Consider the following 11348-nt stretch of genomic DNA (forward strand, 5'->3'; position numbering starts at 1 on the left):
TCCGGAAAGTCCGTAACGCAAAGGAGTTCTACGACTACGAAGAGCGCACATGCATTCCATCATTCAGACGCACCGCCCCCCTGGCTACGCCGACCGGTTGCTCGGCTCCGGCGCGCGCCCCGCCCGCAGTCCATGGCGCCCCACACGGGGGGCGGGGTTCGACCGGGCGGACCGGTCTCGGGACCACGTGGTGACGGCCCGTCCGGCGGACGCGTCGCGGCGGCCCGGGAACGGAGTGCGCCCCGCTCCCGGGCCGGTGGCCGCGGTCAGCCGTCGTGGTGGTCCGCCCGCTCTCTCCGGTGGCGGGTGAGGCGGTGGGACTCGACCGGTCGTCCGCCGGCGAGGTGCTCGGTGACGATGAGGGCGGCGGTGGCCGGGTCGACGTTCCCGTACCAGACGTCGTCCGGCTGGACGCTGACGACGGGGGCCTGGTTGCAGGGGAACTGGCAGCCGGTCTGGGTGACGAGCACGTCGTCGTCGCCGAGGCCCTGCTCGGTCAGTCCCTGGACCAGGGCGCGCAGTCCCTCCTCCACGCCCTTGGCCGCGCAGCGCGGGCCGCGGCACACCATGACCTGGTGCCGGTGGCCGGGCACCTCCTCCCAGGCCGCGGAGGTGAGGCCGGGCTCCGTGCCGGTGACGGCCTTCGTCGCCGCGGCCACCGTGGCGACCGCGTCCGGCGAGTCGGCGAGGCGGGTGGCGACGAGGAGTTCGGGACGGTGGCCCGCGCGCTCGCGCCACCAGTACGCGGCGATCCGCCGTAGCCAGGACTGGCCCGGGCCGGAAGCCGTGAGGCGGACGCCGACCAGGACCACGGTCCCGGTGCCCGCGTCGGCCAGCCTGGTCAGCTCGGCCGACAGGGACGGGTCCGCCAGCTGCAGGAACGCGATCGAGGCCCGGTGCGACGCCGCCGCCCGGAGGAGTTCGTCACGACGGACGGCCTCCCCGGCCGACATGCCGACCAGGACCACGGCACTGCGGCGGGCGCGGGCATCCAGGGCGGAGGCGTCCGGGGCGGGGGAGGTCATGGCGTCGTCCTTTCGTGGAGCAGTCCGTTCCACCGGATGTGCGGTCTGTCGTGCCGGGGGTGCCGTTCCACGGTGACGTCGACGCCGTAGACCTCCGCGATCGTGCGCGAGGTGAGCACCTCGGAGCCGGGCCCGTGGGCGACCAGCCGGCCGTCGAGCAGGACGGCGACCTCGTCGCAGTAGGCGGCGGCGAGTTCGAGGTCGTGCAGCGCGGCGACCGTGGTGATGCCCAGCCCGCGGACGGTTTCGAGGAAGCCGAGTTGGTGGCGCAGGTCGAGGTGGTTGGTGGGCTCGTCGAGCAGCAGCACGTCGGGCTCCTGTGCCAGCGCCCGCGCGAGCTGGACCCGCTGCCGCTCGCCGCCCGACAGCGTCGGCCAGGAGCGGTCGAGCAGGTGGCCGACGTCGGCCGCGGCGACGGCGTCGGCGACCACGGACCGCTCGTGGGTGTCGGCGGCGGAGTCCGTCGGCACGGGCCAGCGGCCGCGGTGCGGCGTGCGTCCGAGTTCGATGACCTGACGGACCGTCAGCGACAGTCGGGTGTCCGCCTGCTGCTCCATGAAGGCCACCCGTCGTGCCCGCCGGCGGGCCGTGAGCGCGTGGAGGTCCTCGCCGTCCAGGAGGACCCGGCCCGCGCTCGGCCGGGTCAGTCCGGCGACCGCGCGCAGCAGGGTGGTCTTCCCGGCGCCGTTGGGCCCGAGCAGGCCCGTGATCCGGCCGGGGCGGAAGGCGATCGAGACCGCGTCCAGCAGGGTGGCTCCGCCGACGCGGACACCGAGTCCCTCCGCGCGCAGCCCGACAGGGGGCGTCGTCGTCACTGCGCCCTCCCGTCGGCCCGCCCCTGGCGCCACAGCAGCCAGGCGAAGAACGGCGCTCCGAGCCCGGCCGTGACGACGCCGACGGGGATCTCCCGGTCGGGGAGGACCGAGCGCGCCACGACATCGCTGCCCACCAGGAGGGACGCGCCGACCAGCGCCGACACGGGCAGCAGGAGGGCGTGGCGCGGACCGCAGACGAGGCGGACCACGTGCGGGACGACCAGGCCGAGGAACCCGATGACGCCGGTGTTGGCGACCAGGCACGCGGTCACCAGCGCGGCGGTGGCGACGAGGACCCAGCGGGTGCGCTCGACGTGGACGCCGAGGGAGCGGGCGGCGGTCTCGCCGAAGGCGAAGGCGTCCAGGTCGCGGGCCGAGGAGGCCAGGACCGTGACACCCACCAGCGCGACCGCCAGCAGGAAGACGGCCGTGGGCCACCGCACGCCGGCGACCGAGCCCAGGGTCCACTCCATGACACCGCGCGCCGCGTCGCGGTCCCCGAGGACCATCACCACGAACGAGGTGTAGGCCCCGCACATCTGGCCCACCGCGATGCCGGCGAGCACGGTCCGGGCGGTGGGCAGCGACCGGGTGCGCGCGCCGGCCAGGGCCAGGACGACGACGGCGGCGAGCAGGGCGCCGGCGAAGGCCGCCGTCGCCACCGCGCCCGTGCCCACGGCGCCGGACACGCCGACGCCGAGGACGATCACGGTGACCGCGCCGGCGGCGGCTCCGTCCGAGATCCCGAGCAGGAAGGGATCGGCCAGGTCGTTCCCGGTCAGCGTCTGCAGCACCGCGCCGCAGACCGCGAGGCCGGCGCCGGTGGCGGCCGCCCCCAGCACCCGGGGCAGCCGCAGCTGCCAGACGATCTGGTCGTCCAGCAGCGTCACGTGCGGGTCGCCCAGCCCGAGACGGCGCGCCACGACCTCGATCACCGTCCGGACCGACTCGTGCTGCGAGCCCACGGCCAGGCCGAGGAGCAGGGTGCTCAGGAGCAGGGCCGCGGCGACGGCCAGGGCCGCCGTCGCGCGGCCCGGACCAGCGGGCCGCGCGACGGGGTGGGGCGCGGCGGTCATGAAGCCGGGTGCAGTCGGCCCAGCCCGTCGGACACCCGGGCGGCACCGTCGGCGAGCAGCACGCCGGGTGTCGACTCGGAGAACGGCACCGTCACGAAGGCCTTGCGCTGCACGGCGGTGAGCTTGCTCAGGACCGGGTCGTTCTCCAGGTAGTCGATCTTGGACTGGGCGGTGTCCCAGTCGGCGTCCGCGACCACGATGGCGTCCGGGTCCGCCGCGACGACCTTCTCCCAGCTCACGTTCTGCCAACTGCCGGGCAGGTCCCCGAAGACGTTGCGGGCGCCCACGGCGTCGAGCACGAGTTGGGGTCCGCCCTGGCCGGTGCCGACGTACGGCGTCTTGGTGTCCGAGTCGAACCAGAGGACCTTCAGGCCCTTGCCCGCGGCCGTCGCCGTGAACTGCGCCAGCTGCTGCTCCTGCTGCCGCTGGATCGCGGCGGCCCGCTCCGGGACGCCGAAGACCTTGGCGACGTCGTTCAGCTCGCCCCACGCCGCCTGCCAGGTCGTCGGCGGCACCTGGCTCTTGTCCGAGCAGCCGAACGGGGACAGGTACGACGGGACGCCCTGGCCGCGCAGCTCCTCCCGGGTGCCCGCGACCTTGTCGGTGAACGCGCTGGAGTAGGAGGCGTACAGGAAGTCGGGACGGGCCGCGAGGAGGTTCTCCTTCGTCGGGTACTTCTTGGAGAGCACCGGGACGGAGTCGTAGGCGGCCTTCCACTTCTCCGGGACGGAGTCGTCGAGGTAGGCGGTACCGGCCATGCGGGACTGCAGGCCGAGGGCCAGGGCCACCTCGGTGGCACCCTGGTTGAGCGTCACCAGCCGCTCGGGCGGCGCGCCGACCGTCACGGTGGTCCCGCAGTTGTCCACGCTGACCGGCGCGGCGCTCCCGGTCGCCCCGCCGGACGCGGCGGGCGCGGGGGCGCCCGCGCAACCTCCGACCACACCGACGAACAGCAGGGCCGCGACGGCCCGGCCGACACGTGTCGGACCTGTGGGACATACGGGATGTACAGGACGCATGGAGCGCGCGGAGCGCATGGAACGTATGGATCGGACCGGATGCGGGTACGGCTGACCGCTGGGCACGTGTTCTCCAAAACCCTCGTGGAACATGTCGCGCCGTGGCCGGTCTCCTGGCTTCCGCATCAACACGCCGCGACCGACCTTCCCGAGCGGCTCTCCCAGCCCGCCCAGTGGCCCTGACCGCTGGCGAAAGCCGGTCAGCGAGGGCCGCGGAACTCCGCGGTAACAGTGGCGAGGGCCGCACCGGACTCAGACCGGTTTCCCGAACACCACGGCGATGGCACGCTATCAGGCGTGGTCAGGTCGGTGGCGACCGGCCGGTGGGATGATCGTTTGGATCGTTTGCGGGGATGGGGGAGGGAACGGCCACGGGGTCGGCCGGCTCCGGAGGGACGGGGGATCACCCCGGAAGGCGGAAGAAGGAGCGGTAGAGCGGCAGCTGCTCGGCGAGCATGTGGATGCCGGGGTGGGTGGCGAGGCCGAGGGCGGCGGCGGTGCGCAGCAGCGGGGTCTCGGCGGGCGTCATGATGATGTCGGCGACCAGCGCGCCGGGCGCCAGCGGTGCCGGGTCGAAGGGGAGCGGGTCGGCCGGGTCCAGGCCCAGCGGGGTGGCGTTGACCGCGAGGTCGACGTCGGCGGGCGGGCGCGGGGCGGCGGCCACGCGGCCGGGCCAGCGGGTGCCGAGCCGCTCCAGCAGGGCGTCCACCCGGCCCCGGTCGGGATCGGTGACGGTGAGTGCGGCGGCTCCTTCGGCGAGCAGGGCGGCGGCGATGGCGAGCCCCGCGCCCCCGGCGCCGGCCAGCGCCACCCGCAGCCCGGCCGGGTGGTGCCCGGCGGCGGCCAGGCCCCGGACGAACCCGGCGCCGTCGAAGTTGTCGCCGTACCAGCGGCCGTCCGGCTCGCGGCGCAGCGCGTTGGTGCTGCCCAACAGGGCGGCGGCGTCGCTGAGTTCGTCGGCGTGCCCGCACATCGCCAGCTTGTGCGGGACGGTGACCAGCAGCCCGTCCAGGTTGGCGACGGCCTTCAGCCCTCGGACGACCTCGTCCAGCCGGTCCGCCGGGGCGTGCACGGGGACGAGCACGGCGTCCACGCCGCTCGCCGCGAACAGCGGGTTGAGCAGGGCGGGCGCCTTGGCCTGCGCGACCGGGTCGCCGAGCACCGCGAACAGCCGGGTGCGGCCGGAGATCGGCGGACGGGCGGCCGGCGCGTCGGGTGCGTCGGCGGCCGGTGCGTCGGGGATCGGTGCGTCGGCGGCCGGCAGGTCGGGGTGAAGGGACATCTCAGGCCTCCCCGGCGGCGGCGCGCGGCATGGCGTCCAGCGTGCGGGCGACCAGTGACTCGGGGACGTCGCTGACGAGTTCGGCGCCGCGCGGGCCGTCCAGGACGAAGGAGAGCCCGTCGACGGCCTTCTTGTCCAGCCGCATGAGGGCGATCAGCGCCCCGGTGCCGACCTCGGGCGGCAGTGCGGTCGGCAGCCCGTAGTGGGCGACCACCTCGTGGTGCTCGGCGACCCGCTCGGGGCCGATCCGGCCGAGCGCGCCCGCCAGCCGGCCGGCGAAGACCGTGCCGACGCCGACCGCCTCGCCGTGGCGCAGCCGGAAGTCGGTGGCGCGTTCCAGCGCGTGGCCCAGGGTGTGGCCGTAGTTGAGGATGTGCCGCAGCCCGGTGTCGCGCTCGTCGGCGGCCACTACGGCGGCCTTGCGGGCGACGCTCGCGGCGATCTGCTCGGGCAGCGGCAGGTGGCGGAGGTCCCCGGCGCCGATGAAGTGGCAGCGGGCGATCTCCCCGTAGCCGTTGACGCGTTCGCGCGGCGGGAGGGTGTCGAGGTAGTCGGTGTCGCAGAGCACGGCGGACGGCTGCCAGTAAGCGCCCACCAGGTTCTTGCCCTCCGGGAGGTTCACCGCCGTCTTGCCGCCGACGCTCGCGTCGACCTGGGCCAGCAGCGAGGTGGGCAGGTGCACCACGGGCACGCCCCGGTGGTACAGCGCGGCGGCGAGCCCGACCGCGTCGGTGGTGGTGCCGCCGCCGCAGGAGACCACGGCGTCCGCCCGGCCCAGGCCGAACGCGGTGAAGCGGCTGCACAGTTCGGCCACCCAGGCGAGGGACTTGCCCTCCTCGCCGTCCTTCGCCTCCACCACCAGGGTGTCGAGACCGGTGTCGGGCAGCCACTCGGCGGGCCGGGCGCTGACCACCGCGACCCGCCGGGCGCCGATCCCCGCGAGCACCCCGGCCAGCCGGTGGCGGGCGCCGGGGCCGATCAGCACCGGGTAGCCGCGCTCACCCAGCTCCACGTCGATGCGCCGCAGCCCGCCGTCCGTGCGGACGAGGGTTTCTGTCGTGGTCAACTCGGCTCCCAGGGCTGGTCGGTGAGATGGTGTGCGGTGCGGTGTCGCTCGATGGGGGTGTGGCCGGGTGAGCTTCAGGCCGCGGGCTGCAGCCGCGCCAGCGCGAGGGCGCCGTGCAGCGAGGACAGCCCGCCGAGCACGGCCGGCCGGATCGCGGGGACCGGGCCGCCGGGGCGGGCCAGCGCGGCGGCGTGCGCCTCCACCCGCGCCGTGAAGCCGGGCAGTCCGTCGGCGAACCCGCCGCCCAGCACGGTCAGTTCGGGGTGGAACAGCTCGCCGAGCGAGACGGCCGCGGCCGCCAGCGCGGCGCAGGTCTCCTCGACGGCCTCCACCGCCCACGGCGCGCCCTCGGCCAGCCCGGACCGCAGCTCGGGGTACTCGACCGGCGCGCCGCGCAGCAGTTCCGCGCGCCGCAGGGTCGCCGGACCGGAGGCGGTGGCCTGCAGGCAGCCGCGCCGCCCGCAGTCGCAGACCGGGCCCCGGCGGTCGACGATCAGGTGGCCCGCCTCGCAGGAGCCGCGCCCCGGGCCCGGCAGCGGCGCGCCGCCGTGCACGACGCCGCCGCCGACGCCCGTCCCGACACCCAGGTAGACCACGTGCCCGGTCCCGGCGTGCATCGCCTCGGCGAGCGCGGCGAGATCACCGTCGTCCGCCCAGGCCAGGGCGGCGGCGGGGAAGAGCCGCCGCAGCGCCGGGACGAGGTCGAAGCCGCGCCAGTCGGGGCGGCCGGGCCAGGCGAGCACCCGGCCGTCCGGGCCGAGGGTCGCGGGCACGGCCACCCCGACCGCCGCGAAGTCGCCCTCCCAGCGCTCGCGCAGGTCGGCGACCGTGCCGGCCAGCGCCGTCCAGTCGGCGTAGGCGCCGGCCACCCGGGCGCCGGGCCAGCGCAGTACGGCCTCCTCGGTGCGGACCGGCCCGCCGGGCGGGCCGTCCTCGGCGCGCAGCGCGACCTTGGTGCCGCCGATGTCGATGCCGAGCACGCCCCGGGCGGCCGTCGGGGCCTGAGCCGTGGGGGCCTGAGCCGTCGGGGCCTGCGGCGTTGGGCCCTGGGCCGCGGGGCCCTGAGCCGTCGGAGCCTGAACCGCGGGGCCCGGCGCCGCCGCGGCCCGCGTCGTGGTGGTGCCCCCTGCCGGGGCGCCCGTCGCGAAGCCCATCAGGACGCCGGGACCTTCGCCAGCAGCGCCTGCGCGGCGAGCCGGTAGCCGAGCGCGCCGAGCCCGACGATCACGCCCGAGGCGATCGGCGCCAGTACCGACTCGTGCCGGAAGGACTCGCGCGCCCAGACGTTGGACAGGTGCACCTCGACGAACGGTCGCGGGTAGGCGGCGAGCGCGTCGCGCAGGCCCCAGCCGGCGATCATCAGCGCGCCCGGGTTCACGATCGCCCCGACGGAGCCGTCCCAGGCGTCCTGCACCGCCTCGATCAGCTGGCCCTCGGACTCGCGCTGGACGGAGACCACCTTCCAGCCCCGGCCGGCCACCTCGGCGGCGACCGCGGCCTCGATGTCGGCCAGGGTGTCGGTGCCGTAGACCTCCGGCTCGCGGCGGCCGAGAATCCCGAGATTGGGGCCGTTCAGCAATAGCAGTTCGCTCATATTCCGGTTATAGCAGCGAATTCCCCGGACGAAACCGGAGCGGGTTGCCGAACTGCAGGACAAGGGCTTTGTAGGGGGGTGCGTAGGGGAGGTGACGGGCCGGATTTCCTGGGTTAGCGTCCCGTTCCACGGTCCCCCCGACAGGAAAGGCTGCGCGGAATCATGAGTGCCCAAGGACGTCCGGCCCCGGAGTTCCCGGTCTGGCCCCAGTACGACGATGCCGAGCGCGAAGGACTGCTCAGGGCCCTGGAGCAGGGCCAGTGGTGGCGGATGGGCGGCAAGGAGGTCGACACCTTCGAGCAGGAGTTCGCCGAGTACCACGGCGCCGCCAAGGCGCTCGCCGTCACCAACGGCACCCACGCGCTGGAGATCGCCCTCCAGCTGCTCGGTGTCGGCCCGGGCACCGAGGTCATCGTGCCCGCGTTCACGTTCATCTCCTCCTCCCAGGCCGCCCAGCGGCTCGGCGCCACCGCGGTGCCGGTCGACATCGACCTCGACACCTACAACCTGAGCCCCGAGGCGGCCGCCGCCGCGATCACCCCGCGGACCCGGGCGATCATGCCCGTCCACATCGCCGGCCAGATCGCCGACCTGGACGCCCTCGACAAGCTCGCCGCCGAGTCGGGCGTCTCGATCGTGCAGGACGCCGCGCACGCCCACGGCGCCCGCTGGCGCGGCCGCCGGGTCGGCGAGCTGGGCTCGATCGCCGCGTTCAGCTTCCAGAACGGCAAGCTGATGACGGCCGGCGAGGGCGGCGCCGTCACCTTCCCGGAGACCGCCCAGTACGACGAGGCGTTCCTGCGGCACAGCTGCGGCCGCCCGCCGACGGACCGGAAGTACTACCACCAGACCTCCGGCTCCAACTTCCGGCTCAACGAGTTCTCCGCGAGCGTGCTGCGCGCCCAGCTCGCCCGCCTGGACGGCCAGATCAGCGTCCGCGAGGAGCGCGCCAAGCTGCTCAAGAGCCTGCTGACGGAGATCCCCGGCGTGGTGCCGCAGGGCCACGACGAGCGGGCCGACCGCGTCCCGCACTACATGGCGATGTTCCGGGTGCCCGGCCTCGGCGAGGACCGGCGCAACGCCCTGGTCGACGACCTGATCGCGCGCGGCCTGCCCGCCTTCGTGGTCTTCCGCGCCATCTACCGCTCGGACGGCTTCTGGGAGTCGGCCGCGCCCGACACCACCGTCGACGCGCTGGCCAAGGCCTGCCCCAACAGCGAGGCGCTCACCGCCGACGGCATCTGGCTGCACCACCGCACCCTCCTCGCGAGCGAGCGGGCGATCGAGGACACCGCCCAGATCATCGCCGACGCCCTGGCCGCGGTGTGAACGCGCGGGTGAGCACCGCCGGACGGGGGCCGGACGCCCCGGTGCGGGTGGCCGTCGTCGGCCTAGGGTGGGCGGGCCGCACCATCTGGCTGCCCCGCCTGACGGCCCACCCGGCCTACCAGGTCACCGCCGTCGTCGAGCCCGGCCCCGGCGGCGCGGAGCACGTGCCGGCCGGCGCCGCGCTCCTCGCCGACGCCGACCTGCTCGGCCCCGACGTCGACCTCGCGGTCGTCGCGGTGCCCAACCACCTGCACACCCCCGTGGCCGAACGCCTGCTCGCCCGCGGCATCCCGGTGTTCCTGGAGAAGCCGGTCTGCCTCAGCTCCGCCGAGGCGGACCGGCTGGCCGCCGCCGAACGCACCGGCGGGACCGTCCTGCTGGCGGGCAGCGCCGCCCGCTACCGGCCGGACGTCGCCGCTCTCACGGAGCTGGCGGCGGACCTCGGCCCGATCCGGCACGTCGACCTCGCCTGGGTCCGCGCCAGCGGTGTCCCCGACGCCGGCGGGTGGTTCACCAGCCGGCGGCTCTCCGGCGGCGGCGCCCTGGTCGACCTCGGCTGGCACCTGCTGGACACGGCCCAGGCCGTGCTCGGCGGCGACGTCCGGTTCCCGTCGGTGCTCGGCTCGCTCTCCGCCGACTTCGTCAACGACGGCAGGCGCGGCGCCGGCTGGCGCGGCACCGAGGGGCCGGACGGCGCGGGCGACGTCGAGGACACCGCCCGCGGCTTCCTGCTCACCGACACCGGCGTCTCGGTGGCGGTGCGGGCGAGCTGGGCCTCCCACGAGTCCGTCGACACCACCCGGATCACCGTGGAGGGTGCCACCGGTTCCGCGACCCTGGAGTGCACCTTCGGCTTCAGCCCGAACCGCCGGGTCCCGCGCCTCACCCGGACCCGCGACGGCGTCACCACCGAGGTCCCGCTGCCCGGGGAGGACGTCGGCACCGAGTACGTGCGCCAGCTCGACGAGCTGCCCGCCGTGCTCGCCGACCCGGCCTCGCGCGGCGCGGCCGTGAAGCGCGCCCACCACACCATCTCGGTCATCGAGCGGCTCTACGCGGCGGCCCGCGCCCCGCGGCCGCGGCTCGCCGACGAGGCCGCGGCGCTCGCCGTCTGACCGTCGTCGGCGTCCGACTGCCGTCCCCGCCGTTCCCGCCGTTCCCGCCGTTCCCCGCCGAGCCGCGGCTCCACCCGAGCAGCCCCGTGCCCCGGCCCCGGAGGCCGTGCCCATCCCGTCGGCCCCGGGGCGCCAGGCCCGGTCACCCGTCCGGGCAGCCCCTCGTCCCATGGAGATCCCATGCCGATCGACCAGCTCGCAGCAACCGCCCCGACCACCGGGCCCGACGGCCACGCGCTCGCCGCCCGCTCCCCGCTGCGCGCCGTGGTCTTCGACCTCGACGGCGTCATCGTCGACAGCTTCGACGTGATGCGCCGGGCGTTCCTCACCGCCTACGAGGAGGTGGTCGGCGACGGCAACCCGCCGTTCGAGGAGTACTGCCGCCACCTCGGCCGCTACTTCCCGGACATCATGCGGATCATGGGGCTGCCGCTCGCCCTGGAGGAGCCCTTCGTCCGGGAGAGCTACCGGCTCGCCCCCCAGGTCACCGTGCACGCCGGGGTGCGGGAGCTGCTCGTCGACCTCAACCGGCGCGGCATCCGGCTGGCCGTGGCCACCGGCAAGAGCGGCCCCCGGGCCCGCTCGCTGCTCGACCAGCTCGGCCTGCTGCACCACTTCGACCACGTGCTCGGCTCCGACGAGGTCCCCCGGGCCAAGCCCGCGCCCGACATCGTGCTGCGCGCCCTGGAACTGCTCGACGTGCCGGCCGAACGGACCGTCATGGTCGGCGACGCCGTCACCGACCTGGCGAGCGCCCGGGGCGCCGGGGTCGGCGCGATCGCCGTGCTGTGGGGCGAGAGCGACGAGGCGGCGCTGCTCGCCGAACGGCCCGACGCGGTGCTGCGCCGGCCCGACGACCTGCTCGCCCTGCTGCCCGAACCCGTCCCGGCCCACTGACCGGCCGCGAGCCCGCCCCACCCGGCCGCCCCACCGGTCGGTCCGGGCCGCCCGCCCCGCCCCGCCCCGCCGCGCCCACGCCCGGCGGGGCGGCGCCGTTCCCACCTACCGCTCAGCCGCCGGCCGCGCC

11 protein-coding genes and 1 riboswitch are annotated in these 11348 nt (G+C 75.6%); of the genes, 3 read left to right on the forward strand and 8 right to left on the reverse strand.

Features of this window, described 5'->3' with window-relative positions:
• Positions 1-266: 266 nt before the first annotated feature.
• The 8 genes from ACFY4B_RS39185 to ACFY4B_RS39220 form a co-directional block, all read right to left on the reverse strand.
• Entirely contained in the window at positions 267-1025 is a 759-nt protein-coding gene (locus ACFY4B_RS39185) for a ferredoxin (RefSeq protein ID WP_387976076.1), read from the reverse strand.
• Positions 1022-1840: an ABC transporter ATP-binding protein gene (locus ACFY4B_RS39190; RefSeq protein ID WP_387976079.1), complete on the reverse strand. Its 819-nt coding sequence runs from the start codon at positions 1838-1840 to the stop codon at positions 1022-1024. The genes ACFY4B_RS39185 and ACFY4B_RS39190 overlap by 4 nt, the downstream gene beginning before the upstream one ends.
• Positions 1837-2916: a FecCD family ABC transporter permease gene (locus ACFY4B_RS39195; RefSeq protein WP_387976082.1), complete on the reverse strand. Its 1080-nt coding sequence runs from the start codon at positions 2914-2916 to the stop codon at positions 1837-1839. Before ACFY4B_RS39195 ends, ACFY4B_RS39190 begins: the two co-directional genes overlap by 4 nt.
• Positions 2913-3857, reverse strand: coding sequence for an ABC transporter substrate-binding protein (locus ACFY4B_RS39200; protein ID WP_387976085.1), 945 nt, complete (start codon positions 3855-3857; stop codon positions 2913-2915). Before ACFY4B_RS39200 ends, ACFY4B_RS39195 begins: the two co-directional genes overlap by 4 nt.
• A 163-nt stretch (positions 3858-4020) precedes the next feature.
• A riboswitch (cobalamin riboswitch) is annotated at positions 4021-4227 on the reverse strand.
• A 111-nt stretch (positions 4228-4338) separates the two neighbouring features.
• Positions 4339-5217 carry a shikimate dehydrogenase family protein gene (locus ACFY4B_RS39205; protein ID WP_387976088.1) on the reverse strand — a complete coding sequence of 293 codons (879 nt, stop codon included), beginning with the start codon at positions 5215-5217 and terminating at the stop codon, positions 4339-4341.
• 1 nt (position 5218) lies between these two features.
• A complete protein-coding gene (locus ACFY4B_RS39210) occupies positions 5219-6283 on the reverse strand; it encodes a 3-dehydroquinate synthase (protein ID WP_259316404.1) in 1065 nt (354 codons plus the stop codon).
• 74 nt (positions 6284-6357) lie between these two features.
• Entirely contained in the window at positions 6358-7263 is a 906-nt protein-coding gene (locus ACFY4B_RS39215) for an ROK family protein (RefSeq protein WP_387976091.1), read from the reverse strand.
• Between the two features lie 173 nt (positions 7264-7436).
• Positions 7437-7877, reverse strand: a complete 441-nt coding sequence (locus tag ACFY4B_RS39220; RefSeq protein WP_074003444.1) for a type II 3-dehydroquinate dehydratase — start codon at positions 7875-7877, stop codon at positions 7437-7439.
• Positions 7878-8039: 162 nt separating this feature from the next.
• Between ACFY4B_RS39220 and ACFY4B_RS39225 the strand changes: the two genes are divergently transcribed.
• From ACFY4B_RS39225 to ACFY4B_RS39235, 3 genes are all read left to right on the forward strand, one after another.
• On the forward strand, positions 8040-9206 hold the full coding sequence (locus tag ACFY4B_RS39225) for a DegT/DnrJ/EryC1/StrS family aminotransferase (RefSeq protein ID WP_387976093.1): 1167 nt from the start codon (positions 8040-8042) through the stop codon (positions 9204-9206).
• 8 nt (positions 9207-9214) lie between these two features.
• On the forward strand, positions 9215-10321 hold the full coding sequence (locus ACFY4B_RS39230; RefSeq protein ID WP_387976096.1) for a Gfo/Idh/MocA family protein: 1107 nt from the start codon (positions 9215-9217) through the stop codon (positions 10319-10321).
• A gap of 180 nt (positions 10322-10501) precedes the next feature.
• Complete coding sequence (locus tag ACFY4B_RS39235; RefSeq protein ID WP_079272307.1) at positions 10502-11218, forward strand: HAD-IA family hydrolase; 717 nt, start codon at positions 10502-10504, stop codon at positions 11216-11218.
• Positions 11219-11348: the final 130 nt, after the last annotated feature.

The sequence above is a fragment of the Kitasatospora sp. NPDC001261 genome, assembly GCF_042896795.1.
Classification (GTDB): Bacteria; Actinomycetota; Actinomycetes; order Streptomycetales; family Streptomycetaceae; genus Kitasatospora.

What these genes read in the sequence shown, in the direction of transcription:
- ACFY4B_RS39185 (WP_387976076.1), bottom strand. Translation starts at nt 1,025, where the DNA reads ATGACCTCCCCCGCCCCGGACGCCTCCGCCCTGGATGCCCGCGCCCGC.
- ACFY4B_RS39195 (WP_387976082.1), bottom strand. Translation starts at nt 2,916, where the DNA reads ATGACCGCCGCGCCCCACCCCGTCGCGCGGCCCGCTGGTCCGGGCCGC.
- ACFY4B_RS39205 (WP_387976088.1), bottom strand. Translation starts at nt 5,217, where the DNA reads ATGTCCCTTCACCCCGACCTGCCGGCCGCCGACGCACCGATCCCCGAC.
- ACFY4B_RS39220 (WP_074003444.1), bottom strand. Translation starts at nt 7,877, where the DNA reads ATGAGCGAACTGCTATTGCTGAACGGCCCCAATCTCGGGATTCTCGGC.
- ACFY4B_RS39225 (WP_387976093.1), top strand. Translation starts at nt 8,040, where the DNA reads ATGAGTGCCCAAGGACGTCCGGCCCCGGAGTTCCCGGTCTGGCCCCAG.
- ACFY4B_RS39235 (WP_079272307.1), top strand. Translation starts at nt 10,502, where the DNA reads ATGCCGATCGACCAGCTCGCAGCAACCGCCCCGACCACCGGGCCCGAC.